This is a genomic window from Nonomuraea insulae (assembly GCF_042656245.1).
In genome coordinates, this window is sequence record NZ_JBHSPA010000052.1 from 1 (window position 1) to 26,968 (window position 26,968).

Sequence of the window (26,968 nt, forward strand, 5' to 3'; positions counted from 1 at the left end):
CCGGCCCCCTCCATCCCCCGCCACAGGCGGTTTCGGAGGAACGGATCACAGCCAACGGTGAAGCTTGGCCTGCATCTCCGATACCCGTCGCCGCGGCCCCACCGGGACCTGCTCCGGCCAGGCGTCCCCATTCGGGGACGCGTCTTTCGGCATTACAGCCTCCACATCTCTTCTCGAAACCGCTGCCGCCCTTCCCCATGTGCACGGGCTTTCCCCGGCTCGGAGTACTACGGCGGCTCCGCCCCGTCCCGGACCGATCGGCGGTCGATGCGCCCAGCCCGACCGGCCCCGTTGGCGACGGGCGGCCGGGCGGGATCCAGAACGGTTCCCGTGTTCACAGTGATTCGCTCGACGAAGGAGGAGCCCGACTATGCCCCTGCGGTATCGCTGCGAGTACGCCGCAGACCTTCCTCGCAGCCTCCCCGGCAGCTCATGCCCACTACCGCGGGAGTTCTCCACCCACACACGGGCGGATACGCACCGCTCCCGGCCCTGATCCGCCAGGTTTCGAGCCGGTGTCGCATTAAGGGGGTGTCACACGCCGGTTCCTCGCGTACTCCTCTCCATCCCGCTTGCCGAACCCGGGCCATCTGGCAGTGCTGGCCCGTCCCGGCTTTGTCAGGGCTGCTCCCACCCTCCCCGGCATCACCCGGCTCAAGCTGCCCTCAGCTCCACCGTCCCGCTGCGACGGGATCAGCGGCGAAGGTCTCTCACCTCCACTCGAATCACTGCGCCTCACGGCGCACGCACGACCTTCGACATGGGGCAGCCAGTCTCGCGCTTCAGGCAGGTGCGGACCTCAAGGTCATCCAGGACCAGCTTGGTCATTCCAGCATCGTGCTGACGGCCGATACCTACGTAACCGTCGTCCCACAGGTCGCCCGTGACACCGCCGAAGCCGTTGCCCGCCTTCTTCGCGAGGCCGGACGCCGACCGCCTGGGAGCAATCGCCCCATCGCCGTAGTAGCTCCGTCCGGAAGCACAGCCAGACCGGAGGCCGTCGGAAGCGTCAGGCTACTGTTCGCTGACGCGCTCACCCTGGCCTCATCACGGCCCCATCAAAGATCAGGCCCGGCTGCCATATCGGAAGCCGGGCCTGATCAGAGATTGTGCGCCGCCAGGGACTCGAACCCCGGACCCGCTGATTAAGAGGCCTTTGTGTCAGGCCGTACCTCAATGTACTTCCTTGTAGCGCTCCGTCCCTTTCCGTCGTCCTCGAAATGCCCCAAAATGCCACCGCGGGTTCACAGGTGCCAATGGCCGAAGAGCAACCACCGAGCAACCGGCCGGGCGATTGCGTGGCCTTGACCATTCGGTTCGCCCGCGGAGAAGCCCTGTGTCTCAAGGTGGCGTTGGGCGGCTTGGAGAGGCTCCGGACGCCAGGTCGTCGCCCCGCTGATCGGAGTCCGTGCCGACGGCTCAAAGGAGCTGATTGCGCTCAAGGGCGGCTACCGCGAGTCCTGGGTTGACCTGTTGCGACTGCGCCCGCCAGGGCATACGTGACCCGGCCCTCGCTGTGGGCGACTGCGCGCTGGGCTTGTGGAAATCCAGGTCGACCTGGCCCACCGGCGTGCGCACACGCAGCCGTTCCGTGCAGTTCACTGTCATTTTGGCGTGCTTTTCATATATATATATATATATATGTCCCGGCCTGTCTGGCAGCAGCAGCTGCGCGTTGACGCGCACAAGGCGCTAGTCTGTCTCCAGACGTTATAGACCGGGCTTGATGGGCGTCGCGGACCCCCGCGATGCTGATCAGGTTCAGCCTATAGCGATCTTGCGGCATTTGTATGACTGGTGGATGCACCCAGAGAGCCTCTGCTCCTCCGCCATCTCCACATCCGCCCCGCAGACCAGCGAAAGGCACGCGGAAACATCCTCCTCGCCACATGCACGACGATCAAGGAAAACTGCGAAACACGAGGGGTTTTCAGGATTATATCAGTGCTTGTCTGAGAAACCGGGTAGAGCGAGGACAGCAGCCTGCGCCATCTACCCTTTCCGCGGATCCATAGAGATATCATACGTCTCTGGATTGACTTCAAAAAAACGCTGACCATAGAGAACATTAGCGATATAGAGGCGATCCAGCGACGCGAAAGAACCATTACGCCACGGATCACCGCCAATTCCCGAAACTTTGAATGGGCTCCCGTTATTATCCACCACCTGGCGTACCGTTTTGTCACCGTCGAGTATGACGAGAACTAGCCTGAACTCACAGTAGTACTTACTCGCAGCAACGGTTACTTGAAAAACCGACTGCTCTCCTTGATCCAGGCTCACGCTGTTCTCGCGGAAGTACTGCCCGCGCCAGCGATCCTTCTCCTCTAATTGCTCGTCCACCATCTGCGCCGAAGGCTTTGCCAAGTCGAGGTTAAAGCCAATGCCTATACTAGGCTCGCCACCTTGCTCCAGCGCAATGAATGCCGTGCCATGCAGAGGGACGCATTTCTTCTCGACCTGCATATCAAGTATGCGCACTGGAGACTCTCGCCGCCCTTCCGCTACTATCTTCAGACTCAACCCTCGCGTCCATACCCCACCAATTTTCGGCATGTACGTGTCCGACTGTTCGCTGAAGAGCTTTGCCGTAATATCCTTTATGTCCTTATTGGAAAAGTTGGTCCGGTTTGGTAATATCCAGGAATAGTCGCCGCCAACCTTCCGTTCAATGACAACCGGCTTGATCCACACCGGATCAGAAGCTGCCACTGGCTTCTTCGGAATCGACGATGCGCTAGCCGATACGTGGACGCTCGGGGTGGTCACAGTCGCCTCGCTCCCGATAACCTTTTTAGCGGTATCGGACGCAATGGTTGTTATCGCGGCTGTAAGCGCAGCAGCAGTGATGCCAGCAAGCCAGACCAAGGGCTTCCGCAGACTTCTTCCCCAGAAGCCTTCAGTCCTTATCGGTCGCCGCCGCGGGGCTCGTGGCGGCTTCTTGATCTTCTTAACCTGCCTCATATGGTCCCGAATTCCACGAAATCACGCAATGCCTATATCGCCAGTAAACCCCCGCTACCTTGATCTGGATAGTATTTAGACAGAGAATCCATAATATTCTTGAACGATTCGGCTAAGGTCTGACGTACACCGCCCATTAAGGACGAATGCGGGATAAACCGGACTGAGGCCGTCCCGTATTGGGATGCCACGTTGCCACGTGGCGCTCTCCGCGGACCCCAGTTCCGTGCCCTGAATTCTTCCGCGCTGGCCCAACCGCCCAGGCTAGTGATGCTGGTGTGTGTCCAGCCAGCGGATTGCGGGGGTGAGCAATGCCCTGCACGACGCCGTTGTTGCCGTGCCCGCCGTTCATCTCTCTGTGGCGCCTACCCTCTTGCGGCGCCCTCGGGCCAGATGACGGTCACGGGGAGGCCGCGTTTCCGGGCCTCGGCCACGACCTCGGCCGTCCCGCCCGTGCCGGTACCGGGCTGTCCGTCCCAGACGGCCACCAGCTCATCGATCGTTGACAGTACGGCCTCGTTGGCGGCCTCGTACGCCTGCCGGTTGGCGTGGTCGAAGTCCATGAGACGGACGGTCTTCGCCGCCTCCATGAGCTGGTCGAACTGTTCGGCGTGATCCGGCTTCACTTTGGTCTGCCGGTAGTCCCGCGATGGCAGCACCACCTCCAGCGATCCGCCGGCCGCAAGCACCGCGTCAGCGAACAGGCTGTCCGCCCCACGAGCGATGCAGGACACACCCACGAGTTCGCCGGTCAGCGGGGCAAGGTGCGCGCGGAGCGCGTCGGAGACGAGGCGGGCCGCCGCCGGCGTCAGGTTCATGTGGCCGGTCACGCCGATACGCATCATCGAGTCCTTCCTAGGTGCCGGTTCCTAGCGTGCCAGCGTCTCGCGGATGTGCTGCTGAAGGGGAGCCACGACGGGATCTCTCCGGGTCTCGATCTCAAGATAGAACTCGCGGAGCTGCACTCTGACTCTGTCGGACTGGACTTGCCCAGCGGTGTCAGCTGCGGCGCTGCCCACGGTCACGGCCTCGTCGAGGTCGCCGCTGATGAGGTGGGCGTAGGCGAGCCCCACCTGATCGAGCGCGAGGCTGCGCATGCTGGAACGTTGCCGGAGCGCCACCGCTTGTCGGATGTGGTCGAGGGCGTCGCCTGCGAACCGGTTGTCGTGGTGGGCCAGCTCCAGGTATCGGCCGCCGGTCACCCCGGCCAGCTCGGCGGCGTCGAAGTAGGCGATCCAGTCCGGGTCGGGGTCGCGGGAACCGATCTCGCTGAATGCTTCCTCGGCGTTGCCTGTGGCGCGCTTGAAGGACTCGGGCCGGCCCATCTTGGCGTACGACCACGCCTCCCGGGTGTGCAGCATCGCGCGGAGTCGAGGTGTGGCCGTGGACCTGACTCCGTCCAGGGCGAGCCGGATCAACTCCAGCGCGTCCTGCGGTTGGTCGAGGTACAGCAGTTGCCGGGCCATGGACGCCAGGACGCTCGCGCCGAACGGCTTGTCCTGGCCGGGCGTGGACGCCTGCAGAGACATGACGTAGTACTTCTGCGCCGCGGTCTGCATGCCGCAGTCCCATGACATGGTGGCGGCGATCTTCGAGAGCTGCGCCATCACGTGGAACAGGCGCACGCCCACCTCGTGGGGGTGGCTGTCGCGCAGCAGGTCGGCCACCTCGTTGAGCTGTCCGATCACGGCCTTACGGGCGAGCCCGCCGCCGTGCTGGTCGTCCCATGTGCGGAAGACGTTCGCCGCCTGCTCCAACTGGGCGACCTCGTCCAATCCGATCCGTCCGCTGTAGCCCGACGGGGAGGGCACGGGGGGCGGGTGCGCGAGCCAGCGTTGTACTGGATCGACGAGCGGGAGTCCTGCCGTGATGGCCAGCACCTTGACCGCTTCGCGACGGTTCAGCATGAGGTCGCTCTTGGTGATGTCGTAGATGGCATCGGCTGTCGGTCCTGCTTCCCAGAGCCAAGGGAGAGAGGGTGAGGAGACCGAGTTCGCGTCGTCGTCGGCGCTGTCATCGATCGTGACCTCCGGCAACGCCGGACGCTCAAACAGCTTAGCTTCTGGGATCTTGAATGCGCGGCAGTACAGAAGGGGATACGGATCACGAGGACGACCCTTGCCCGCTTCGTGCTGTTTAACCCTGCGCAGGACCGACTCGAACTCCGCCAAAGCGATCTCGTCACCGGCGGCTTTGAACAGGTGGACAGCCACTTGTTTCTGAGACCAGCCGCGTTGCCGGCGCTCGTGTCGAATGCGTTCGGCCCAGGCTGGCAGGCCTGTCTCGTCGGTCATGCCGTCGCACCTCATCAGGGGATGGTGACACGCTCGCGTCCCCCAGTGTCCCCCAACGCCACCTGTCCACGCTCTGTTACTCAGCGTTGTGATGAATCTGTGCACCCGGACACAGAAAGCTTCTCCTCTTGGATGGCCTGGGACGGTCGGAGCCGCTCTCGATACGGCCTGACGTACGGCGGTCTGCGCGCCACCGCGATGATCGCCGTATTGGCCGACGCTATGGGGAACCGCAGGCAGGTGCGGTTCCGCCACGCGAACCCTCTTGCCTACCTCACCTCGCGGCCGGTCAGACGCACCCAGCGCAAGCCAGGCGGTTCGTCCCTGTTCCCCGGCGGTGCCTGAGATGACCCCGACCGTGATCGAAGCATGGCTTGAGCTGGACATGCGTGACCGTCAGCTCGCCGTACTCCGCCTCACCTACCCGCAGTGGGCGATCTTCTATGACGTCTTCCCGACCGGTTGGATCTGGCGGGCCGTGCCGTCTTGGCAGCTGTCGGTGGAGATGTTGGCCGCCGGGCTGCGGCCACGGTTGGAGCGCGGGAACCCTGTCGCCCTCATGGCGGAGTTGAGCAATCAGATGGCGATCATCCACGACATGACTCGCCAGTGCCCGTGAAGCCTCCAAGGCCCGTCGTCGCGTGCGGCTTCGGCGGGTCGGGGAACCCAGGCCGGGCCCGGCGCCCGGCAACAACGAAGCAACAACCCGAGGGAGACCCCCATGGTCAGCACACAGAGAATGTTCGAGCCCGACCTGTACGCGATGGACGTGGAAGAGTCCACGTTCGCGCAGGTCGAAGGCACGAGTCTGGAGCACGCGGTGATCGCGGACAGCGATGACTACGCCGTCCGCGACAAGGATCGCCCGGCCGTCGAGATCCGCAGAGCCGGCGACGACTTCCGCAGTCTCGGTGCGGTCATCAGCCAGAGAAGGCCCGGCGGGAGAGTGCAGCCGTCGGACAAGGTGGACCTGCACGACATCGACGTGGACGAGGACAGGTTCGAGCTGGTCAAGGGCACGGGCCTGGAGTTCGCCACGATCGGGGACGGCGACGACTACGCGGTGCGCGACGTGGAGCACCCGGGCGACATTCGCAGGCCCGGCGACGACTGGCGCAAGCTCGGCACGATCCTCTGACGCCAGCCCGTGAAACTCCCCGGGGCACGCGGTTCGACGCCTCTGGCCACGGGGCCCGTAAGCAGGCGCGGCGGTTGGCCGAACCACACCCGGTCTCCGTGTCCGGCCGCCGCGCCACCCGGAAGTGATCGACGTGCAATTCAAGTGGGAACCGTACATTCCCAGATCGGATGTCTTCGTGTGGGTGCAGGAGTCCTCATGCTGCGGCGCATACACGCTGCTCCACGAAGGTGTGGGCGCTCACGTGTTTCCCCCAGGGTCGGCTCACGTAATTCCCCCAGATGGTTAGGCTCCCGGTGAAGATCAACCCGGAGATACCAGTCACGATCAGCCTCGCCCTGGCATCGAGCGCCAACGCCGTGACTGCCTGCTTGGGGTACTCCGATGCCGTGGGGCCGACGTAGGAGGCGCTGCGGCGCCGATCGCCCCAGCCCTGGACGTCCGTGCAACCACCGCCAGCGATCGTCACGCGGCTCGATGCACAGGACCAGGTGTATGGACTCCCACATGGTGGTCGTCAGTCATCGAAACGTCCGTCGTCCTCTGGACGAACATCACGAGCGACGTCCACTGTCCATGCTGAGCGGACAGTGGGGGAATTCCGTGAGCGGATCACACCTCAATGGGGGAATTGTGTGAGCGCCGACAGTACGCCCTGGCCAGCTCCCTCTCAACGACCGCTCACCGGTCGGGGCCCTCTGCTCCGCCACCTTCGGGCGATCCAATCAGCCCTCGCCATTGATCACGCTGACGGTCAAGGAACAGCACGGTCATCAAATGGGAGCCGTACCGTAGCCGCACGGGAAACCCCCGCGCATCAGAGGCACTGCTGCTGCGACGCCTACCAGTTCGCATGCCAGGGCGGCCACTACCTGATCCTCCGGCGCACCTGCCTCGGCGATCTCGAAGAAACCGCACGAGACCGCTACACCCGGACTCGTGCGATATGGGGCCGGTTGGTCCTCAAGCATGCCGCGAACCTGCCACAAGGGCGGCACGATCACGAATATCTCGTTGCAAGGGTGAGGACGTCTTAAGGATGTATGCAAGTCCGGCCCCAGCTGGGATGATGCACTGAACAGGCGAAATGTATAACGTTGTTGTGCGAGCGAGCAAGGGCATATGTGATGACAGACGATAACTACTCTGCGGCAGATAGCTCACTGCACGTGCCGGTCGAGTACGCGCACTACGATCTGGTGCTCGATGTTGCAACGACTTTGATCGTGCGCACTTCGGGCTTCTCAATCAACTCGGCAATGGATTGTCCCGAGTATCCGTAGGTTAGAAGTCCGTAGATCTTGCCCTCATGTGCAGCCTGACGCAACACATCAATATCAAGGCCAAGGGCCCTAAGATTCAGCGTGTCAGTCCAATCTAACTTGGCAGCCCAACGCCGAAAAAGACTTATTGATGAAGTGTTCTCGCATTCTCTTTCATAGACTGCGCACGGCCGCCAGTAGACCGGAATCCCTGACACCTCTGGAGATCCGGAAACAAATAGATAGAGCGCATCTGATTGGAGGCCCGACGCTTGTAGCTTGGCATTAATCTCGTCTTCGGTCATGGGCGAGGCTAGCTCTACAATAGCAGTGATAGAAGCATCTTGAGGCAGGTCTGCTATCGCTTCGCGCGCTTGGGACTTCGACATATCGTCCACCCCTTCGCCACCCTTGAACGAGCGTAGGAGCTGGCTCATCTTCGCCTCTGGGAGGTGAGGGGCGGAAATCAAACCCAGCACATTTTCCGCTATCGTTCCGTCCACTCTGGGACCTTGCAAGTCTGGACTTAGCTCGAAAGCCCCCACTTGTGCACTCACCGATAGAGGCCCTACACCCACTTTCGCATCCACCGTAACATAATACTCGGGATGTGCCACCTGGAAAGCGCCGCCATATATTTCACGCAAGCGCTCTGTCCGGCCGCCGAAAAGATGGATGCCTTCGATTAGGCAGATAAGTATGAGCGCCAGAAAAACTAAGCGCCTTGTGCCTCGCATACGCCTCTTATGGCTCGTGCTGTTCAAATCAAATCTCCCGCGCGGTTGATGTCGATGAACAGCGGAGATCGAAGCGGATGCTTCGATCTCCGCGTCCATCGACATTAGGCTATGCTTCGTTTCCTAGTAGGTGAAGGGCCATATGGTTAATGCCCACTGGCTCGATGATGGCACCATATATATTGTCTTCGGTCGGGAGATACAGTCCTTAGCTTGGGTTGCGGTCGACTTGCATTCAGCAAGAATCGACAGGTTCCCAGTCGCGCTATGCTTGAGCTTTGTGAATCCGAGGCACAATAGAGACTCGCATTGCGCAGCGAACTTGACCGGTTCTGGAACGAGCTGCGTGACACCATCTGGCGCATCCCAGGAGAGGGTTGCACCCTGGCCTCCTTCCACGGGAGAGGCGCCAGGCGGCCAGGATATCGAGGGTGATATCCCCAGAGAGCTGAAGGCAACTGATGTATCCACCTTCAGTTTGAGGGTTTTTGCGATCAGATTATCAATCTTGCTGTTGCCGAAGGAGCACGTGATTCTCACACTTGTATAGGCGCTCCACTCGTTGACGATGAGGGGAGTTTTGTCGCTCACGTATTCCCACCTCAGAACACTGCCTACCTCGTACTCCACGCCTTTGGTTACGGTGTTCCAGCCGTACAGTTCGGAACGACACGCTCCGGAAGAGCAACTGCGCTGCAGTTCCCATCCTTCGGCCGACTTGTACGAAGTGGGCGGCTTGCAGTTTTGGTTCGCGGCAGCCTTGAGGACCGTAGATCCGTCGACCAATCCACACGAGTCGCCGAAGTCTGTGGAGTCTTCGTAGGCGGGATTCGGGGCCTGGATCTCCGTCATGTTGCCGCAGCGGTCGAACACGTGGATGGAGATGGTGGATGCGACTGGATCGACCTCACCCATCGTCCCGGCACGGGCTCCATCCCGGCTTGCGGTAGAGATGGTCGGAATCTTCCAGGTTCGTGTGACTTTGGCGGTCACAAGAGTCGTTCCTCTGGGTCCGGGCTGAACAACGGTGTCCGAGACCGCAACTGTGGAGTCGGAGCGAGGTTCTTCGCCGGCCTGCATGGCTTCGTACTGTTGCTGGAGCGTGTTGTTCAGCAGAGACAGTTTAGCCGTGCTTGGTGCGCTCGCGGTTACGCCAGGAGCCTCCCAGATCGTATCGGCGCGACCTTCCAGAACGGCGTCCTGCGCCTGGTAATAGGCAAGTACCCGATCGCTGTACTCTTGCGCGCCTGATGTACTTGCCGCGATGCTGGCTTTTGTATCGGGCGGTGTGTCCAAGAAGGGGATGCAAGGCTCAGACGAACCTGCTGCGGGTGGTGGCGCGACGGCCTTGGGAACGACCGATACGGCTTCCCACTCGCCGGCGCCGAACGCGGTCTTGGCGCGTACCTTCACGGTGTAGGTGTCGTCGTTGACCAGGCCGGTGATCATGGCGAAGGGATTGGTGGTCTCGGAGGTCTTGGCCACCTTGCCGGTGGAATCGGTGACTTCGACATCATAACCGTCCAGCATGGCGACACTGCCGTTGGTTTCCGGCACCCCCCAACTCGCGAGCGCGCTGGCGTCGCCCGCCTGGCCTACCAGGTTGAGTACCTTGCTTGGCGGTTTGGGAAGGAGGTACGTGAGCACGAGCGACGGCTGCTCCGAGGCATCCGGCGCGGCAAAAGTGATAAACTCATCCTTGTTCGAGGTGAGCATCAGCCATTGATATTCGCTGCCTGCGATATCAGCCTGGGGACTGCTCAGTGGCAACGAGTACGGTTTGGTGCCCGTGTCGACGTTGCCTGCGAGTTCCGAGCCTTTGGTGCTACTCGTTACTGAAGACTTCAAAGGTGTTGCCGTGATTACCGCATCCGAAGGGCAGGTGTTATTCGCACATGCCGCGGATCCTAGTTTAAGGATGCCTTCCAGGACAGCGGCGCCGTCAGGGAGTTCAGCGAAATTGAAACCGATGACGCTGACCATCTTATCCACGCCGGTGCCGCCGATCGGCACGGTGGTCGAGTCGGCGACCGCGCAGGGCGTCCCATCACAGGCAGTGGGGTCGATCTTGGCGGTCTTGATGACGAAGCTGTCTTTGCCCAATGTCAGGTTCCGGATGTCCTCTTCTGGGTCCGGAGAGGGTGTGCCGGGGATAGCGAAGCTGGCGGAGGCGGTTTTAGGCGTGCAGACTTCGCCACCGGACTCGTCTGATGCGGATTCAACACTCGGCCGAGCTGCGCGAGCGGAGGCCGTTGTGTCGCCGAGTGGGGTGTTCATGTCGGTGGTGATTTCGGCGGCGGTTTCGGCGCGGTTGTAGATGCGGACATCGTCGATGGCGCCCTTGAAGTATTCGCCGCCATAGGCGGTACTGCCGCCAATGCGCAGGGCGCCGCCGTCGGTCAGGATGGGACCGCTGACGTCGATCTGTCCGACCTTGGCGCCGTCGCGGTAGAGGGTGGCAGTGGTGCCGTCGTAGGTAACGGCGACGTGCGTCCAGGCGTTGGCGGTCAGCGGGTCACTTGCGGTGACGGTGTAGGAGTTGTCATCGGTGATGAACCATCCGGCGGGTCCGCCGTCGGCGGCTGCGTACAGCATGTAGGACAGGTCGAGGAAGGACTCGTGCCCCTTTCCGACGATGGGGCGCCAGCCGTCGACTGCGGTGGGTTTGACCCAGGCGGACAAGGTCAGCCCGGAGCTCAGCCGTAGTGAGGGATCGCTGGGGATGTTGACCCAGCTGCTGGTGCCGTTGAAGGACAGCGCCTGGCCGTACTTACCGGCTGCCCAGGTCGTGGACTTGGCTGTGCCGTTGTTGACACCGGTGGTATCGGCGACGGCAGTCCCGGTCCCTTCGTCCATGCCGTAGGCCGCGACCAGCCCCTCCGGGGTCGGGTCGGGGTCCGTGCCTGGGTCGGGATCCGTGCCAGGGTCGGTGCTGCCGCCGTCGTCTTGCGGGCTGGTGACGCAGGCGGTCATCTGCCATTTGTAGCTGCGGCCGGCTTGAACGGTGTCGGCCGGAATCTGGAAGGACGCGCGTTGACCGCCGTTGACGGTGCGGGTGCCGAGCGGTGCGGAGCCGATCGGTATGCCTTGGTCGTCGTACAGGTAGTACTTGGCGGTGATAGCGCTGCCGGAAGGGCGGTTGACCATGCCAGACAGGACCGGCTGGGCCGGGTCGGCCATGCCGGTCTCGATGTCTGACGGCAGCACGGGGGCGTCGCTGGTGATGCGGTAGGCGGGGCTCTCGTTGCAGGCCGGCGGGGTGACGCCGGTGCGGCAGGCCTTGACGACGAACTTGAAGCTGGCCGGGTTGTCCAGGGTGAAGACCTTGTCCAGTGGCTGGCCGGAGGGGATGTTGTTGTGGGTGGTGGTGGTCGGGACGCCGACCATGGTGCGGATGTCGGCCGGGCTCAGCACCCGCTGGTAGACGTGGATGTCGTCGACGGCTCCGTCGAGGCCGTCCTTGTTGCTGTCGTCGGAGAAGGTCAAGCCCTCGCCGATCTGGAAGGGGCCGCGGGCGTTCCAGCCGACGGTGTGGTCGATTTCGGCGGACAGTTCGCCGTCGACGTAGATGCGGATCTTGCCGGCTTCGGCGTCGTACTGGGTGGTCAGGTGGGTCCATTGGCCGATTTTGGCCAGGTTCTTGGACTGGATCACCTTCTCGTGGAGTTCGTCGGCGACGTCCTGGGTGGCGAAGGTCAGCACCCAGCGCTGGTCGAACTCGGGGGCGCTGTCGGTGGTGTAGTACAGGGAGAAGCCGGGCTGGTTGACGCCCATCTGGGACCAGACGGCCTGGTCGGTGGTGCTGCTGTCCAGGCGGACCCAGCCGGCCACGGTCCAGCTCTTGTTGGTGTTGAGCACCGGGCCGCTGGTGGCGGCGTAGGAGGCGCCACCGGTGAGCTTGACGGCCTGGCCCAGCTGGCCGGGTACGCGACTGTAGTCGCCGGTCAGGGTGGCGGCCTGGTTGTTGCCGGAGGAGTCGGCGGCGGTGGCGCCGGAGGCTTCGTCGAGCTTCCAGTACGCGGCCTCACCGGTCGGCAACTGCGGGGCGGGCGGCGCCATGGTGGAGTCGTTGACGGTCACGGTGTAGTCCAGGCCGGTTGTCTCGGGCACGCTGGACTTGTAGGTGACCTTGACGTTGGTGCTGCGCGCGATGGCATCGTTGCCGGTCATGGAGTCGATCGACTCGGCGCTGACCGTGGGGATCTCGGGTGGCAGCACCCAGTCCGCGCTGAGCTTGGGGACGTTCTGTCCGTAGAACTGCGGCCAGAACGTGTAGTCCTCGCCGAGGTTGAACGGCACGGGGAACTCGTCGGTCAGGCTGAGCGTCAGTCCGTAGTTGTCCGTTCCTGACGCCCACGCCGCCGTCATCGCGGTCAGGTCCCAGCTCCACACCGATCCCTCGGATTGCGGCAGGGCGCATGGGTCGACCACGGCACGTCCTTCGCCGGTGGTGTCGGGCTGGTTGTCCCACCAGGTGTCGTCGGCGACCCAGTCGGAGGTGATCCGCTGCGCGGCGATGCCCTGGAACTCCTCGCAGAAGGTGTCCTCCCGCAACGTCAGCTGCATGGTCGACTTGACCACCTGGCGTCCGGTGATCGGCGCGGTGTCGAAGGCCATCAGGGTGCGGGTGGCCGTACCCTCATCCGAGCTCCCGTAGAAGGCTCTCCCGACCGTGCCGGCGACCGCCGTCTGACCATCTGGTGAGACGACGCCGACTTCCTGGGTGACGCCGAGGGTGGTGGTGGGATCCACCGTCACCGGGTACTGGGTGGCCGGATCGGCCAGCCACTTCGGGTCGGGCTTGAGCACCAGCACGGTGTCGTCGCCGTCGGCCGTCACCTCGGTGTCGACCTTGGCCTCGCGGCCGGGCTGCTTGACGTCGGCTTTGGCGGCGGTCGCGTCCCACATGCGCGGGGCGGGCGCGGAGGCCACCTTCTTGCCCTTCGAGCCCGACAGCGTGAGCATGCCGGACTTGGTTTCTTTGAGCTTGAGGTTCGGGGCGTGCACCGGCAGCCGGAACTCCACCGGGCCGGCGGGCCGCTCGCGCAGCACCACGTCGTGCCGGAAGCCGGTGGGCAGCGCGATCACCACCAGGTCCGCCGACGCGCCCGCGGCGCCCACATAGGTGGCCACATTGCCCTTGATCTGCGGCTTGGGCAGCGCGGTGGGCCAGGACAGGCCGAAGCTGTCGGCACGCCCTATCCGCATGGTGGCGAACGGGCCGGTCCCGCCGGCCGACAGTTTCAGGCCGGCCTTGGCCAGGCGGGGCTTCAGGACGCCGTTCTCTTCGACGAGCGTGGTGTCGATCCACGCCCAAGACCCGTCGTCCTGCTGTAGTTGGGCCGGGCCGGTGTAGGACTGGGTGGATAAATGACCGTCCGGATACGCCCAGGTGCGCGAGGTCTCGGTGTAGGCGGTCCCCACCGCGACCGGCTTGTTCTGCTTCTTCGCCTCCGCGACCGCCGCGCGTAACGCCGCGTCCGGGTCATCTGGGCGGGGGAAGGTGGTGATGGACGGCTTGGTGGGACCAGCGGCTGGTTCGGGCTCTGCCTGCGCAGTGCTGGAAACGCCTGCGACCAGCAGCGATGCTGCCACCGTGAGCACCGTCGCCGCGGCGATCTTCCGTGGTGCGGGCCTGCGGCGATGCGGCGCGCTGACTAACTCGTTCACTAACTCCCTCAATCTGATGTTTGTCGGGAACAGCAAACAAGCTTTACCTTTTGCCAAGATCGCCCAGCAACATGAGAAAAATCACGTATGTCCGAGTCGCGCTTTGTGTAACGTTCCAGGCTCCGTAAACGATACTTTTGACCCGAAAAGAGGTTTGCAAGTCGTATTACCCCGCGCACGACCACGCCTGTTCCGCCAATGTCCCCTGCTGCGTGCCTGGTCAACTTCCTGGCCACTCGTCTTGGACTGGAGCCGCCTGCACGCCCTCGCCGTCGTCTCCTGGCCGATCCTGTGCCGTACCAAAAGCGCTGGGCCGCGCCGTCGGTCCCGGCTTACGCCGAAAGCCGCCGCAAGGTTCTCGACGAGACCCGCTCGTCGAAACCGGCGGCGTCATCAAGCCCAAGGCGGCCAAAGGAGACCTGACGCTGTCGTCAGGCGGCGACACAGCGGCGATCAAGACCAAGGACGCCACGGCCGCCGCCCGCGTCGATGCGCCTGGCAAGCTGCCCAAGCCGAACCTCAAGGGCAGCACCGCCACGTACCCGTCGACGTATGGCAAGGACATCGACCTGGTCGTCACCGCCACCCCGACCGGGTTCCGGCAGCAGATCGTCATCCGAGAACGCCTTGCCGGGCCGGTGACCTTCCGCATCCCCGTGGATCTGCCCCAAGGGGCTCTCGATCGGTAAGGGCGACAAGGGCCAGCCGGCGCTGAAGGACGAGGGCGGCAAAACGTTCCTCGACATCCGGCCAGCGCCGCTGCTGGACGCGGTCGCTGCGGACCCCAGCGGCGACCTTGACGCCGCCAAGGTCGGCAGAGCGGCCGTCAGCCTGGACGATCGGATCTGGTGTACAGCCCGGACCCGGCGACAGCGTACCCGGTGACCATGGCCGCCATCGATGGCGACTGGTATGAGTGTGAGATCGACACGCCCTCCAGCACGTACTGCCCCGACAGCTGGTCCAACTTCAACCTCGACCGGATCCTGGCCGGCAAGTCCAACAGCGGCAGTGCGCGCTGGCGCAGCTACATCCAGTTCCCGCTCCCCGCCGAGAACGACCCGTTCTGGGGCACGACGATCGAGAACGCGGACCTGACGCTGTGGAACCACCTGTCCAGCGGCTGCGGGCTCCCCGTCGATCGGGCATCACCGCCCGGCGCGTCACCTCCGACTGGGACGAACTGGAACTCACATGGTCCGATCAGCCGTCGGTCACCAGCGTGGGGACGAACACCGAGTACGGCGGTTACAAGAGCGCCACCTGCGCCGGGTCGTTCAACTACAAGTGGAATCTCATCCACTTGGTCAACACGATCGTGCAGGCCTGGGCTAACGGCGAGCCGAACTACGGCATCCAACTCACGGCGGGCAACGAGTCCGACATCACGAACTGGCGCCGCTACCGCACCCGAGAGTCCACCTACCCCTCCCCTACACACGCCCCCAGGCTCAGCGTCGACTTCGAGCGGCCGGCGCCCGCACGCCAGGAGACGGTCGTCATCGCCGTGCCGGAGCCCTTGGACACCCTCCCCACCAACTACGACGAGGCGGTCGCCATGTCGACCCGTACGGGGACGACAGCGGAGGAGTTCGCGTCGATCGACGTACCCGACGCGGTACTCAACGCCACCCTCGCTAACCACAACGGGATGGCAGACACAGTCGGCACCGACAAGCTCACCCCGGACGACCCGAACGCTCCGGAGCCGGACGACACCGGCGGCTCCGGCGCAGAGGACATCCTGGCCCCGCGAGTCCTGACCCACGAACCCGCTGCTGACGCACTCGATGTCCCACTAGACGCGGTGGTGCGGATGACGTTCACCGAGCCGGTCGGTTTCGCGGAAGCCAGAGTGCGGGCGACCGATGGCACAGCTGTCTTGGGTTCCCTGGCCTACAGCAACGAGGACAGGGTCATGATGTTCACTCCGGCCCAACCGTTGGAGCCGGGGACCACGTACCCGGTGGAGGTCGCCTGGGCGATGGATGGCTCGGAGAACACGATGGAGCCATACTCGTGGTCCTTCCGAATCGTCGACCAAGCAGCCGGCCGTTGGACGTTCGACGAGGGGAGCGGCAGCACGGCTGCCGACTCTTCCGGGAATGATCACGACGCGAGTCTGAACGACACCCGCGGCGTGGATCGCCGGCAAGAGCGGGAACGCGATCTCCAACGTGCCGTCACAGGCGCGGATCGCCGCCTCGCAGTCGGCGGCCAAGCAGGGCAAGACGGTCGAGGTCGCCGACGAGACGACCGCGACGAGCATCACCTACGCCCAGCCGGACGGGAAGACGTTCAGGACCGAGGTCGCGGCCGGTCCGGTGCGGACGAGGCATGGCAGCGGCTGGGTGCCGATCGACACCACTCTGGCTGAGCAGAGCGGCAAGCTGCGGCCCAAGGCCCTGGATGCTGAAACCTCCTACCGCCGGGGGCTGATGGAAGCGCCATCGACGGCTTTCATGATCAGGCGTTCGACTGTCCAGGAAGGTGTATGTTCCCGGACACCGCAACGACGTGGACAAACCCCGTCCCGGAATTTCCAGTCCAGAAACCGTTGACCACACCGGAGCTCACACGGCCTGAACCGCGTGCGCTTCAGGCAGCTTGATCAACTCATTGTCGGGAGGAAAGCGCATACTGGCCCGGAACGCCCACCACACTGACCGGTTTGGCGTTCTGTTGATCGTCTTACGGGTCTGACCTGACGAACGGGCGCGAGCCTGGTTCCGGAACGCCCGGCCACGTGCCGGAACCGTGCCGAAGAGCATCCACCGAGCAACCACGGGAGCGCCTGAACGCGGCCGGAGCCACTCGAAAACCGAGAAACCCCAGCTCAGTTCCCTGAGCTGGGGTTTTCGTGCGGTGCGCCGCCAGGGACTCGAACCCCGGACCCGCTGATTAAGAGTCAGCTGCTCTAACCAACTGAGCTAGCGGCGCTGGCAGGAAGGAATATACCGGTGATCCGCACCAGGGTCGAATCGGTATCAGCCGGGCGAGAGCCGCTAGAATAAAGTTCGGCCACGAGCTCCGGAAGACAGGATCATCATCTATGTTCGACTCGCCCGCCGATGTGACGGAGCGGCTCGCCGCCGTGGACTACCTCTCCGACGAAGCCATCTCCACCTCGGTGTTCCTGGCCGCGGCGCTGGGCAAGCCGCTGCTGGTCGAAGGGCCGGCCGGGGTCGGGAAGACGCAGCTCGCCAAGGCGGTGGCCCTGGCGACGGAAGCCGACCTGATCAGGCTCCAGTGCTACGAAGGGCTCGACGAAGCCAGAGCCCTGTACGAGTGGAACTACAAGAAGCAACTCCTGCGGATCCAGGCCACCAGCGCCGACGACGACATCTTCAGCGAGGAGTTCCTGCTGGAGCGGCCGCTGCTCAAGGCCATCAGGTCCGACCGGCCGACCGTGCTGCTGATCGACGAGACCGACAAGGCCGACGTGGAGGTCGAGGGGCTGCTGCTGGAGCTGCTGTCCGACTTCCAGGTGACGATCCCCGAGCTGGGCACGATCGTGGCGACGCGCAGGCCGTACGTGGTGCTGACCTCCAACGCGACCCGCGAGCTGTCGGAGGCGCTCAAGCGGCGCTGCCTCTATCTGCACATCGAGTACCCGACGCCCGAGCGCGAGCGGGACATCGTGCTGGCCCAGGTGCCGGGGTTCCGGGCGGAGCTGGCCGAGCAGCTCGCCAGGACGGTGGCCACGCTGCGGGCGCTGGAGCTGAAGAAGGCGCCGTCCGTGGCCGAGACCGTGGACTGGGCCAACACGCTGCTGGCACTCGGGCGGGACGAACTGGACGAGGCCACCGTGGCCGAGACGCTGGGCGTGGTGCTCAAGCACGCCTCCGACCACACCCGTGCGGTCAAGGAGCTGGGACTGCCCGATGCCTGAGTCCCTGGTGGACCGGCACATCGGCTTCGTGCACGCGCTGCGGGAGGCCGGGGTGCCGGTGTCGGTGGCCGAGGGGCTGGACGCCGCCAACGCGCTGCGGGTGGTCGAGCTGGCCGATCGGGAGTCGTTGCGGGCGGCGTACGCGGCGACGCTGGTCAAGAAGCCGGCCTACCGGCCGGGGTTCGATGTGCTGTTCGACCTGTGGTTCCCCGCGTCCACCAGCGGGATACGGGATCCCCGCGCGGATCTCCAGACGGCCGAGGTCAAGGAGTTGCGCGAGCACCTGGCGGGGCTGCTGACCGGCGCCACCGACCAGGAGCTGCGGGAGTTCGCGCAGGCCATGGTGGAGCGGTTCGGCAGGCAGGAGTCGGGGCCCGGGCGGCAGAACTGGTTCTCCTACAGCGTCATGCGCGCCCTGTCGCCCGAGACGCTGATGGCCGGGATCCTGCGGGGCGTCGAGCGCGGCGGGCTGGCGGAGAAGACCGTTCGGCAGCGCGTCAACGCCAACACCAGGCGCTTCGAGGAGGCCGTGGCCACCGACGTACGCCGCCGCATCGCCGAGGACTCCGGGATCGAGCGCATCGCGCGCTCCTCCGTACGGCCCCCGATCGACCAGATCGACTTCCTGCGCGTCACCAAGGCCGACCTGGCCCGGCTGCGCAGGGAGGTCTACCCGCTGGCCCGGCGGCTGGCCGCGCGGCTGGTGATCAAGCACAGGAAGGGCAAGCGGGGACGGCTCGACTTCCGCAGGACCGTACGCGCCTCGCTGCAGAGCGGCGGCGTGCCGCTCACCACCCACTTCAAGCCGCCCCGCCCGCACAAGCCCGAGCTGGTCATCCTCTGCGACACCAGCGACTCGGTCTCGTCGTTCGCGCACTTCACGCTGCTGCTCACGTACGCGCTGCGGGAGCAGTTCACGAAGGTACGGGCGTTCGGCTTCGTGGACACGGTGGACGAGATCACCCGGTTCTTCCTGCCGGGCTCCGACGTGGTCGAGGCCATGACGAGGCTGATGAACGAGGCGGACATGGTGCGCTTCGGCCGTACGAACTACGGGCACTCCCTGGAACGCTTCGCCGAGCGGTACGGCGACGCCATCGGCCCCAAGACGTCCCTGCTGATCCTGGGCGACGCCCGCTCCAACTACCAGCCGCCCGCTCTGGAGACGCTCAAGTCGCTGGCGTCGAAGGCTCGCCACGCCTACTGGCTCAACCCCGAGCCCGAGCAGCAGTGGGACACCGGCGACTCGGTCGCGAGCGACTACGGCACGGTCGTCCCGATGTACGAGTGCCGCAACGTCACCCAACTGACGGCTTTCATCGAAACCCTCGCGTAGACCCGCGCGTCCGCCCCTTCCCCGCCGTACTTCGGCTGAGGTCCCTTTGAGGGAAGGCTGAAGGGAGCGTCGCCCGAACTCGCGGGGCCAAGGCCCGCGAGATCTCGCGGAGCTGGAGGCGCCGGGACGAGCGGGCCTGGAGGTGCCGGGACGGGCGGGCCTGGAGGTGGTGGGACGGGCGCGACCGAGGCGCGCCGAAGCTCGCGAGGTCGCGGCGCGCCGGGACGAGCAGGCCGGGACGAGCAGGCCGGGACGAGCAGGCCGGGAGGCGCTGGGACGGGCGGGGCCTAGACGCGTTGGAGTTCGCGGGCCGCCGTGCGGCTCAGGAGTTCGATCTGGGCCTCGTTCAGGACGCCGCCCTCGGTCGACTTGATCAGCCGGGCCGCGGTGCGCGGCCTGAGGAGGGTGAGCCCCTCGGCCACCACGACGCCGTTGGCGCCCTTGGGCAGCAGCCCGCAGTGCACCACGAGCACGGGCGTGATCGTCACCGCCACGCCGGTCTCCCTGGTCAGCAGTTCGGCGAACGCCTCGGCCTGTTCCACCAGCGGCTTGGCGACCTTGCTGCCGTACTTCTCGCCGAAGAACAGCCGGCCCGCGTAGCAGGCGATCTCGGTGTCCGGGCTCCACGACTCGTTGTCGATGATCCAGACGCCGCCAGGGCCGATGACCAGGTGGTCGATGGAGGCCTGGCCGCGGATGGCCCGGCCGTCGAGGACGCTGTATCCGGCGCGGCCGAGCGAGCGGCGCAGGTGCCGCCCGGTGATCGCCTCGCCGCGTCGCGCCCCGCGCCACACCGCCGTCCTGTGGAAGGAGTACCAGTCCAGGAACCAGTCACCTCCGGCCACGATCCCCGCCAGCAGCACGCCGGCCAGAACCGAGAAACCCGAGAGGTCGAAGCGCAGCGCCACCACGACGCCGATGACAAATCCCACAGCGGCCTTGGCGTAGCGGTACTTACGCCGGTTCGCGGCGTCCTCACGCCAGAACTTCTCATACCACCACTGCGGGGACGACCCTGTGTACTTGTCGTTGGGCTGCACGTAGATAGAGCCACCGGGCACGGCAAACTCCCCGAATGAGTAGGTGTTGTGCAGGATCTGCCACGCCGAAGATCCCTCGCCGGTCAAGAGATACCCGCTTCCCAACCAAGGCGAGCCTAAGGTGACGGAATTAGCACCCGCAAGACCATCAACCGACCAGTCGGTATGCTAGGGCGGTGACCAAGGGGGACCATGTGAAGGAAGAACCGGTCAGGCGGCGCCTGCTGGCCGAAGCGACCCGGCTGTTCGCCGAGCGCGGATTCGAGAGCACCTCCGTACAGGAGATCGTGGTGGCGGCGGGTGTCACCAAGGGCGCCATGTATCACTACTTCGATTCTAAAGACGACCTGCTGCACGAGATTTACGCCCGCGTGCTGCGTATGCAGATGGATCGACTCTCGCAGATCGCCGACGGCCCAGGCACGCTCCGGCAGCGCCTGCACAGGGCCGCGGCCGACGTCGTGGAGACGACGGCCGCGAACCTCGACGACTCGAAGATCTTCTTCAGGTCGATCCACCTGCTCGCACCCGAGACGCAGAAGAACGTCCGCGCCGAGCGCCGCCGCTACCACGAACGTTTCCGCGCGCTCGTGGCCGAGGGGCAGCGCACCGGCCTGTTCAGCCCCCGCGTGCCGGCTGAGCTGGTCGTCGACTACTTCTTCGGCTCGGTGCACCACCTGGGCTCGTGGTTCCACGCCGCGGGCCCGCTGACCGGCGCCCAGGTGGGCAAACACTTCGCCGACCTGCTGCTCTCCTCACTCGGGGCCGGGGACACCGACGAGTGAGGCCAGCGCCTCACGGTGGTCGCCGGGCGTGCCCAGCGCGATCTCCGTGGCCTTCGCACGCTTGAGATAGAGATGTACGGGGTGCTCCCACGTCATCCCGATCCCCCCATGGAGCTGCACGGCCTCCTCGGCCGCGTGCACGGCCACGCCCGCGTTCCACGACTGGGCCACGGCCACGGAGACCGACGAGGTGTCGGCGGCCGCGTTCCTGGCGGCGGCCCTGGCCCTGACCACGTCCAGCCACAGGTCGGCCAGCCGGTGCTTGATCGCCTGGAACGAGCCGATCGGCCGGGCGAACTGGTGCCGCTCCTTCACGTACGCCAGCGTCGTGTCCAGGCACCACTCGGCCACCCCGAGCTGCTCGGAGGCCAGCAGCCCGGCCCCGAACCGCAGCACCCCTGCCAGGTCGCACGCGCCCACCCGCCGGGCCCGCGCCCGCGCGAACGTCACCGTGGCCACCGGCCTGGTCAGGTCCAGCGACGGCACGACCTCGACCGAGGCCCCCTCGACCGCGTACAGGTCGCCCTCCACCGGCACCAGCAGCACATCGGCCACCTCCGCGCCGGCCACGCCGCTGACGCTCCCGGACACCCGCCCGCCGTCCACGCTCACCGACGAGCCCCGCCCCGGCAGGTACGGCGACGCCGCGAACGACACCGCCAGCGCCGCCGTCTTCCGCCCCTCGGCCAGCTCCCCGAGCAGCTCGTCGCGGGTCGGCAACAACGCCTGCGTGGCCAGCACAGAACTGGTCAGGAACGGCACCGGCGCCACCGCCCGCCCCAGCTCCTCCAGCACCACGGCCACCTCACTGGCCGAGGCCCCGGCGCCGCCGAACTCCTCGGGAACGAGCAGCCCCGCCACCCCGATCTCCCCGGCCAGCGTCTTCCACAGATCCAGGTCGTAGGGCTCGGACTCGATCCGCTTCAGCACCGCGGCGGGCGTGCAACGGTCGGCGAGCAGCCCGCGCACGGCGGCCCTGAGCTCCTCCTCGACCTCGGAATAGAGCAGGGTCATCGCGGCAGGTCCTTCCAGGGCACGTCCTTGTCGACACGGGGTTCCGAGGGCAGGCCGAGCACCCGCTCGGAGATGATGTTGCGCAGGATCTCGGAGGTGCCACCCTCGATGGAGTTGCCCTTGGCCCGCAGGTAGCGGTAACCGGGGCCGCGGCCGTAGAAGTCGACGTTCTCCGACCGGCGGAACGCCCAGTCGTCGTATCCCAGATCCCGCCGGAACTCCAGGTCGAACCCGGTCAGCGCCTGATTCATCCGCGCGAACGACAACTTCATGCCCGACCCCTCCGGCCCCGGATGCCCGGCCACGAGCTGCTCCCGCAACCGCGCCCCCGACAGCCGGGTCACCTCGGCCTCCACCCACAACTCCAGGAGCCGCTGGTGCAGGTCGTGGGTACGCAGCTCGGGCTGCTCCCGCCAGGCGCCCAGCACGGCGGACATCACGCCGCCGCCGCGCCGCGTCGGAGCCCCGCCGATGGCCACCCGCTCGTTCATCAACGTCGTCTGCGCCACCCGCCAGCCATCGCCGACCGCGCCGAGCCGCAGGTCGTCGGGCAGCCGCACGCCGGTCAGGAACACCTCGTTGAACTCGGCCTCACCGGTGATCTGCCGCAGCGGCCGCACCTCGACGCCGGGTGCGTGCATGTCGCAGATGAAGTACGTCATCCCGCGGTGTTTCGGCACGTCCGGGTCGGTACGGGTGACGAGGATGGCCCACCGGGAGTGATGGGCGCCGGACGTCCACACCTTCTGCCCGTCCACCACCCACTCGTCGCCGTCCCTGACCGCCCGCGTCCCGAGCGTGGCCAGGTCGGACCCGGCGCCGGGCTCACTGAAGAGCTGGCACCAGACCTCCTCCCCGGTCCACAACGGCCGCAGGAAGCGCCGCTTCTGCTCCTCGGTCCCGAACGCCAGGATCGTCGGCGCGGCCATCCCGAGCCCGATCGCCTGGATCCCGCCGTTGATCTGCGGCGTGTCGGCCAGCTCCCGCTCCACGACCTGCTGCAGCTCCCTGGGAGCGCCCAGCCCGCCGAGCCCTTCCGGATACCACACCCAGGCCAGCCCGGCATCGAACCTGGCCCGCAGGAACTCCAGCCGATCCGCACCCGGATCGTGCTCACCGAGGAACGCGGCCACGCGCCCCTTGATCTCCGCCTCGTTCACATGAACCTCTTGAGTTCGCGATAGGCCAGCGACCGTTTGTGCACCTCGTCGGGGCCGTCCGCCAGGCGCAGCGAGCGGGCCCCCGCCCAGAGGCCGGCCAGCGGGAAGTCCTGGGAGACGCCGCCGGCGCCGTGCACCTGGACGGCCTTGTCGAGGATCCACTCCACGGTGATGGGAGTGGAGATCTTGATGGCCTGGATCTCGGTGTGGGCGCCCTGGTTGCCCACCGTGTCCATGAGCCAGGCCGTCTTGAGCACGAGCAGGCGGGCCAGTTCGATCTTGATGCGGGATTCGGCGATCCAGTCCTGGACGACGCCCTGCTGCGCCACGGGCTTGCCGAAGGTGGTCCTGGCCAGGGCGCGCCTGCACATCATCTCGACCGCGCGCTCGGCCATGCCGATCAGGCGCATGCAGTGGTGGATGCGGCCGGGGCCGAGTCTGGCCTGGGCGATGGCGAAGCCGCCGCCGTCCTCGCCGATGAGGTTCGCGGCCGGTACGCGTACGTCCTCGAACACGATCTCGGCGTGCCCGCCGTGGTCGGCGTCGGTGTAGCCGAAGACGTGCATGCCGCGTTTGACGTGCAGGCCGGGTGTGTCGCGGGGCACGAGGATCATGCTCTGCTGACGGTGTTTGGGCGCGTCGGGGTTCGTCTTGCCCATGACGATGAAGATCTTGCAGTTGGGGTTCATGGCGCCGGAGATGAACCATTTGCGGCCGTTGATGACGTACTCGTCGCCGTCGCGGGTGATGGAGGTGGCGATGTTGGTGGCGTCTGAGGAGGCGACGTCGGGTTCCGTCATCGCGAAGGCCGAGCGGATCTCCCCGTCGAGCAGCGGTCGCAGCCACTCCTTGCGCTGCCATTCGCTGCCGAACATGGACAGGACTTCCATGTTGCCCGTGTCGGGGGCCGCGCAGTTGGTGGCGGTGGGGGCGATGGCCGGACTCCGGCCCATGATCTCGGCGAGGGGCGCGTACTGGAGGTTGGTCAGTCCCGCGCCGTGGCCGCCGGGCAGGAAGAGGTTCCACAGGCCGCGTTTCCTGGCCTCGTCCTTCAGGTCTTCCAGAAGCGGTGGCGGGCCCCAGCCGCTGGTGGCCGCCTGTTCCTCGAAAGCGGGCTCGGCCGGGTAGACGCATTCGTCCATGAAGTGCAGCAGGCGCTCGCGCAGGTCCTCGGTGACTTTGTCGAAGGCGAAGTCCATAGCGGTGAGCCTACCGACCGGCCGGTATGAGTGTCGACAGGTGGTCCGCCGTAAAGACAGGTGGTCCCCCGTAAAAAGGCGCAGGTGGCCATCAACGTGATGGAACGCTCCTCATAAGGTTGCGGCCATGACCGCGAAGTTGCCCTCCCCTGTGGTGCTCGAGAACGACGTCGTACGGCTTGAGCCGCTCACCATGGATCACGTGCCCGACCTGTTCGCCGCCGGAGGCGGGGACGAGGAGGTCTGGCGCTGGCTGCCCATCGCCGCTCCGCGCTCGGAGGAGGAGCTGGGCAAGGTCGCCCGGGGGCTGATCGACGACGCGTCGCACGTGCCGCACGCCGTCGTGGCGAAGGAGAGCGGGCGGGCCGTGGGCTGGACGACGTACTGCGACGTGCCCGGGTTCGAGGCGAGCCTGGAGATCGGCTGGACCTGGTACGGTCGGGCGGTCTGGCGCAGCGCGGTGAACACGAGTTGCAAGCTGCTGCTCGTGGACCACGCGTTCGCACTCGGTCACAACCGGGTCCTGCTCAAGACCGACAACCTCAACCTCAGGTCGCAGAACGCCATCAAGCGCATCGGCGGCGTGCACGAGGGCACCCTGCGCCGCCACCGCAGGAGGCCGGACGGCACCTGGCGCGACACGGTCTATTTCGGCATCCTCGAAGAGGAGTGGCCGCAACACCGTGATCGCCTGAAGGCACGCTTGAACCTTTCGTAGAAGGGCGGCGTCTCATCCCGCATGACTGATCGGCTGGGGGGCTACTGGCTCGGCGCCCGGCTCGACGGCGGCGGGCAGGTCATCGTCCGCGAGGCGTATGACGAGGCGGGGACCCGCCACGCGCTGGGCGTGCCCTGCCTGACGGACGACGAGGCCAGGACCCGGCTCGCCGCCTCCGCCGAGGCCGCGGGGCGCGTGCGCTCGCGGTCGGTCGCCAGGCTCACCGAGGCGTGCCCGGACGGCGCGCCGCCCTACCTGGTCAGCGAATACGTCGAGGGCCCGACGCTGCGGCAGGTCGTGGACCTGCACGGCCCTTACGCGAGCGACGACCTCTACCGGCTGGCCACCGCCACGGCCACGGCGCTCGCCGCCGTGCACGAGGCGGGGGCGGCGCACGGGGCGCTGACCCCGGACAAGGTCGTCCTGGGGGCCGAGGGGCCTCGGCTCGTGGGGCTGGGGCTCCCGGGTGAGCCCTCCGCGGACGTGCTGGACTGGGGGCGGTTGCTGATCTTCGCCGCGTACGGGCCCGAGCAACGATTAGGCGGCGGCGAGCGCCTGGACCGCCCCTTGCGCGGGCTGGTGGCCGCCGCCCTGCACCGCGAGCCCGAGCGCCGCCCTGATGCCCGCCAGCTCCTGATGTCCCTCCTCGACGCGCCCCAGTCCCAGCAGGGCCGCCTGCTGCCGCCCGCGCCCATCGACGACCCGCCGCTCGGGGCCCGTGCCGAGGCCGTTTACCTGAAGCTCAGCCCGGCCGAGCAGGATCTGGTGCCCGAGGTCTTCCTGCGGCTCGTGGGGCTCGACGCCGAGGGCGCGGACACCGTGGTCACCGTAGCCGGGGACGAGCTGGTCGCCGGGCGGGGCGGCGAGAAGGCGGCGGCGATCGGCCGGGTGCTGGGGGCCTACCGGGAGGCGGGGCTGATCACGGGCCAGGTGGCCATCGCGCATGTGGCGCTCCTGCGGGCCTGGGCGCGGTTGCACGAGTGGCTGGACGGCGAGCGGGAGGGGCTGGCCGTGCACCGCGAGCTGGCGGAGGCGGCGCGGCGGTGGGAGGCGGGCGGCCGGCGGGAGGCGGGGCTGTTCCGGGGTGAGCCGCTGGACCGGGCGCTGGCGTGGGCGGCCGGCGGGCGGCGGCGGGTGACGCTCAGCGCGGGCGAGCAGACGTTTCTGGACGCGGGGCTGGCGCGGGTGCGGCGGCGGGCGCGCGGGCGGCGTACGGCCATGGCGGGGCTGGTGTCGGTGGCGCTGGTGGCCGCGCTGCTCGCCATCTGGCAGCGCGGCGTGGCCGACGGGCGGCTCGACCAGGCGATGGCCAGGGTGGCGGCGTCACGGGCGGAGGCGCTGCGGATGACCGACCCGGTCACCGCGCGCAAGCTCGGCCTGGCGGCCTGGCACCTCGCGCCGATCCCGGAGGCCCGGCGGGCGCTGGCGGCGCAGGACCTGGCGGTGGGGGTGTTCGCCGACCCGTACGCGGGGCCGCGCACGCTGCACGCCATCACCGCCGACGGGTCCACGCTCGCCGCCTTGGAGGAGGGCCTGCTCCGGCTGTACGACCTCGTCTCGGGCCGTACGCTCACCACCGCGGCGGGCCCGGCGCAGAGCGTACGGGCGATGGCCTGGTCGCCGGACGGCCGCACGCTGGCGCTCGTCGGGGTCGACCGCTCCTACCTCTACGACCTGCGCACCCGAACCCTGGGCCGGCCCTTCGGGCGAGGTCTCGGCGCGCCCGGCGAGCAGTCGGCCTGGTTCAGTCCGGGCG

19 protein-coding genes, 1 tRNA gene and 1 pseudogene are annotated in these 26,968 nt (G+C 66.4%); 11 read left to right on the forward strand and 10 right to left on the reverse strand.

From position 1 onward, the window contains the following. Positions 1 to 432: 432 nt before the first annotated feature. Positions 433 to 1,149 (forward strand): tyrosine-type recombinase/integrase, encoded by a 717-nt coding sequence (locus ACFPZ3_RS39895; protein ID WP_379519550.1) that lies wholly within the window; start codon positions 433 to 435, stop codon positions 1,147 to 1,149. Positions 1,150 to 1,395: 246 nt separating this feature from the next. Next, a pseudogene (locus ACFPZ3_RS39900) lies at positions 1,396 to 1,564 on the forward strand (IS256 family transposase); the annotation flags it as partial. 428 nt (positions 1,565 to 1,992) lie between these two features. Here ACFPZ3_RS39900 and ACFPZ3_RS39905 read toward each other — a convergent pair. The 3 genes from ACFPZ3_RS39905 to ACFPZ3_RS39915 form a co-directional block, all read right to left on the reverse strand. Further along, a complete protein-coding gene (locus tag ACFPZ3_RS39905) occupies positions 1,993 to 2,871 on the reverse strand; it encodes a hypothetical protein (protein ID WP_379519551.1) in 879 nt (292 codons plus the stop codon). 461 nt (positions 2,872 to 3,332) lie between these two features. After that, positions 3,333 to 3,812 carry a hypothetical protein gene (locus tag ACFPZ3_RS39910; RefSeq protein WP_379519552.1) on the reverse strand — a complete coding sequence of 160 codons (480 nt, stop codon included), beginning with the start codon at positions 3,810 to 3,812 and terminating at the stop codon, positions 3,333 to 3,335. Between the two features lie 24 nt (positions 3,813 to 3,836). Continuing rightward, the gene (locus tag ACFPZ3_RS39915) at positions 3,837 to 5,003 is read right to left on the reverse strand and encodes a hypothetical protein (RefSeq protein ID WP_379519553.1); all 1,167 of its coding nucleotides are present in this window, start codon (positions 5,001 to 5,003) and stop codon (positions 3,837 to 3,839) included. Positions 5,004 to 5,607: 604 nt separating this feature from the next. On the opposite strand from ACFPZ3_RS39915, the gene ACFPZ3_RS39920 reads away from it, so the two are divergent. Further along, positions 5,608 to 5,880 carry a hypothetical protein gene (locus ACFPZ3_RS39920; protein WP_379519554.1) on the forward strand — a complete coding sequence of 91 codons (273 nt, stop codon included), beginning with the start codon at positions 5,608 to 5,610 and terminating at the stop codon, positions 5,878 to 5,880. A gap of 102 nt (positions 5,881 to 5,982) precedes the next feature. Then, positions 5,983 to 6,399 (forward strand): hypothetical protein, encoded by a 417-nt coding sequence (locus ACFPZ3_RS39925; RefSeq protein ID WP_379519555.1) that lies wholly within the window; start codon positions 5,983 to 5,985, stop codon positions 6,397 to 6,399. Positions 6,400 to 7,588: 1,189 nt separating this feature from the next. On the opposite strand, the gene ACFPZ3_RS39930 is transcribed toward ACFPZ3_RS39925, so the two are convergent. Together ACFPZ3_RS39930 and ACFPZ3_RS39935 are read right to left on the reverse strand one after the other, a co-directional pair. Beyond that, positions 7,589 to 8,497 (reverse strand): hypothetical protein, encoded by a 909-nt coding sequence (locus ACFPZ3_RS39930; protein WP_379519556.1) that lies wholly within the window; start codon positions 8,495 to 8,497, stop codon positions 7,589 to 7,591. 24 nt (positions 8,498 to 8,521) lie between these two features. After that, positions 8,522 to 14,068, reverse strand: coding sequence for a LamG-like jellyroll fold domain-containing protein (locus tag ACFPZ3_RS39935; RefSeq protein WP_379519557.1), 5,547 nt, complete (start codon positions 14,066 to 14,068; stop codon positions 8,522 to 8,524). 137 nt (positions 14,069 to 14,205) lie between these two features. On the opposite strand from ACFPZ3_RS39935, the gene ACFPZ3_RS39940 reads away from it, so the two are divergent. Then, entirely contained in the window at positions 14,206 to 14,757 is a 552-nt protein-coding gene (locus ACFPZ3_RS39940; protein ID WP_379519558.1) for a hypothetical protein, read from the forward strand. A 413-nt stretch (positions 14,758 to 15,170) separates the two neighbouring features. Beyond that, positions 15,171 to 16,445 carry a DNRLRE domain-containing protein gene (locus tag ACFPZ3_RS39945; RefSeq protein WP_379519559.1) on the forward strand — a complete coding sequence of 425 codons (1,275 nt, stop codon included), beginning with the start codon at positions 15,171 to 15,173 and terminating at the stop codon, positions 16,443 to 16,445. Between the two features lie 489 nt (positions 16,446 to 16,934). On the opposite strand, the gene ACFPZ3_RS39950 is transcribed toward ACFPZ3_RS39945, so the two are convergent. Then, positions 16,935 to 17,008: transfer RNA gene (locus tag ACFPZ3_RS39950), tRNA-Lys, on the reverse strand. Positions 17,009 to 17,120: 112 nt separating this feature from the next. On the opposite strand from ACFPZ3_RS39950, the gene ACFPZ3_RS39955 reads away from it, so the two are divergent. Together ACFPZ3_RS39955 and ACFPZ3_RS39960 are read left to right on the forward strand one after the other, a co-directional pair. Beyond that, on the forward strand, positions 17,121 to 17,960 hold the full coding sequence (locus ACFPZ3_RS39955) for an AAA family ATPase (protein WP_379519560.1): 840 nt from the start codon (positions 17,121 to 17,123) through the stop codon (positions 17,958 to 17,960). Next, a complete protein-coding gene (locus ACFPZ3_RS39960; RefSeq protein ID WP_379519561.1) occupies positions 17,953 to 19,296 on the forward strand; it encodes a vWA domain-containing protein in 1,344 nt (447 codons plus the stop codon). The genes ACFPZ3_RS39955 and ACFPZ3_RS39960 overlap by 8 nt, the downstream gene beginning before the upstream one ends. Positions 19,297 to 19,583: 287 nt before the next feature. Here ACFPZ3_RS39960 and ACFPZ3_RS39965 read toward each other — a convergent pair whose 3' ends face one another. After that, complete coding sequence (locus ACFPZ3_RS39965) at positions 19,584 to 20,357, reverse strand: nuclease-related domain-containing protein (RefSeq protein ID WP_379519562.1); 774 nt, start codon at positions 20,355 to 20,357, stop codon at positions 19,584 to 19,586. A 155-nt stretch (positions 20,358 to 20,512) separates the two neighbouring features. On the opposite strand from ACFPZ3_RS39965, the gene ACFPZ3_RS39970 reads away from it, so the two are divergent. Beyond that, the gene (locus tag ACFPZ3_RS39970) at positions 20,513 to 21,121 is read left to right on the forward strand and encodes a TetR/AcrR family transcriptional regulator (protein WP_379519563.1); all 609 of its coding nucleotides are present in this window, start codon (positions 20,513 to 20,515) and stop codon (positions 21,119 to 21,121) included. On the opposite strand, the gene ACFPZ3_RS39975 is transcribed toward ACFPZ3_RS39970, so the two are convergent. Genes ACFPZ3_RS39975 through ACFPZ3_RS39985 form a run of 3 tightly spaced genes read right to left on the reverse strand, consistent with a single transcriptional unit; the run spans position 21,092 to position 24,494 of the window. Continuing rightward, the gene (locus tag ACFPZ3_RS39975) at positions 21,092 to 22,135 is read right to left on the reverse strand and encodes an acyl-CoA dehydrogenase family protein (protein ID WP_379519564.1); all 1,044 of its coding nucleotides are present in this window, start codon (positions 22,133 to 22,135) and stop codon (positions 21,092 to 21,094) included. The genes ACFPZ3_RS39970 and ACFPZ3_RS39975 overlap by 30 nt on opposite strands. After that, a complete protein-coding gene (locus ACFPZ3_RS39980; protein ID WP_379519565.1) occupies positions 22,132 to 23,295 on the reverse strand; it encodes an acyl-CoA dehydrogenase family protein in 1,164 nt (387 codons plus the stop codon). Before ACFPZ3_RS39980 ends, ACFPZ3_RS39975 begins: the two co-directional genes overlap by 4 nt. Beyond that, positions 23,292 to 24,494, reverse strand: a complete 1,203-nt coding sequence (locus ACFPZ3_RS39985) for an acyl-CoA dehydrogenase family protein (protein ID WP_379519566.1) — start codon at positions 24,492 to 24,494, stop codon at positions 23,292 to 23,294. The genes ACFPZ3_RS39980 and ACFPZ3_RS39985 overlap by 4 nt, the downstream gene beginning before the upstream one ends. A gap of 127 nt (positions 24,495 to 24,621) precedes the next feature. Between ACFPZ3_RS39985 and ACFPZ3_RS39990 the strand changes: the two genes are divergently transcribed. Together ACFPZ3_RS39990 and ACFPZ3_RS39995 are read left to right on the forward strand one after the other, a co-directional pair. Next, positions 24,622 to 25,212: a GNAT family N-acetyltransferase gene (locus tag ACFPZ3_RS39990; protein WP_379519567.1), complete on the forward strand. Its 591-nt coding sequence runs from the start codon at positions 24,622 to 24,624 to the stop codon at positions 25,210 to 25,212. Positions 25,213 to 25,233: 21 nt separating this feature from the next. Next, a partial coding sequence (locus ACFPZ3_RS39995; protein WP_465263583.1) for an nSTAND1 domain-containing NTPase occupies positions 25,234 to 26,968 on the forward strand: 1,735 nt, incomplete at its 3' end.

What these genes read in the sequence shown, in the direction of transcription:
- ACFPZ3_RS39895 (WP_379519550.1), top strand. Translation starts at nt 433, where the DNA reads ATGCCCACTACCGCGGGAGTTCTCCACCCACACACGGGCGGATACGCA.
- ACFPZ3_RS39910 (WP_379519552.1), bottom strand. Translation starts at nt 3,812, where the DNA reads ATGATGCGTATCGGCGTGACCGGCCACATGAACCTGACGCCGGCGGCG.
- ACFPZ3_RS39920 (WP_379519554.1), top strand. Translation starts at nt 5,608, where the DNA reads ATGACCCCGACCGTGATCGAAGCATGGCTTGAGCTGGACATGCGTGAC.
- ACFPZ3_RS39925 (WP_379519555.1), top strand. Translation starts at nt 5,983, where the DNA reads ATGGTCAGCACACAGAGAATGTTCGAGCCCGACCTGTACGCGATGGAC.
- ACFPZ3_RS39930 (WP_379519556.1), bottom strand. Translation starts at nt 8,497, where the DNA reads ATGGACGCGGAGATCGAAGCATCCGCTTCGATCTCCGCTGTTCATCGA.
- ACFPZ3_RS39955 (WP_379519560.1), top strand. Translation starts at nt 17,121, where the DNA reads ATGTTCGACTCGCCCGCCGATGTGACGGAGCGGCTCGCCGCCGTGGAC.
- ACFPZ3_RS39960 (WP_379519561.1), top strand. Translation starts at nt 17,953, where the DNA reads ATGCCTGAGTCCCTGGTGGACCGGCACATCGGCTTCGTGCACGCGCTG.
- ACFPZ3_RS39975 (WP_379519564.1), bottom strand. Translation starts at nt 22,135, where the DNA reads ATGACCCTGCTCTATTCCGAGGTCGAGGAGGAGCTCAGGGCCGCCGTG.
- ACFPZ3_RS39985 (WP_379519566.1), bottom strand. Translation starts at nt 24,494, where the DNA reads ATGGACTTCGCCTTCGACAAAGTCACCGAGGACCTGCGCGAGCGCCTG.
- ACFPZ3_RS39990 (WP_379519567.1), top strand. Translation starts at nt 24,622, where the DNA reads ATGACCGCGAAGTTGCCCTCCCCTGTGGTGCTCGAGAACGACGTCGTA.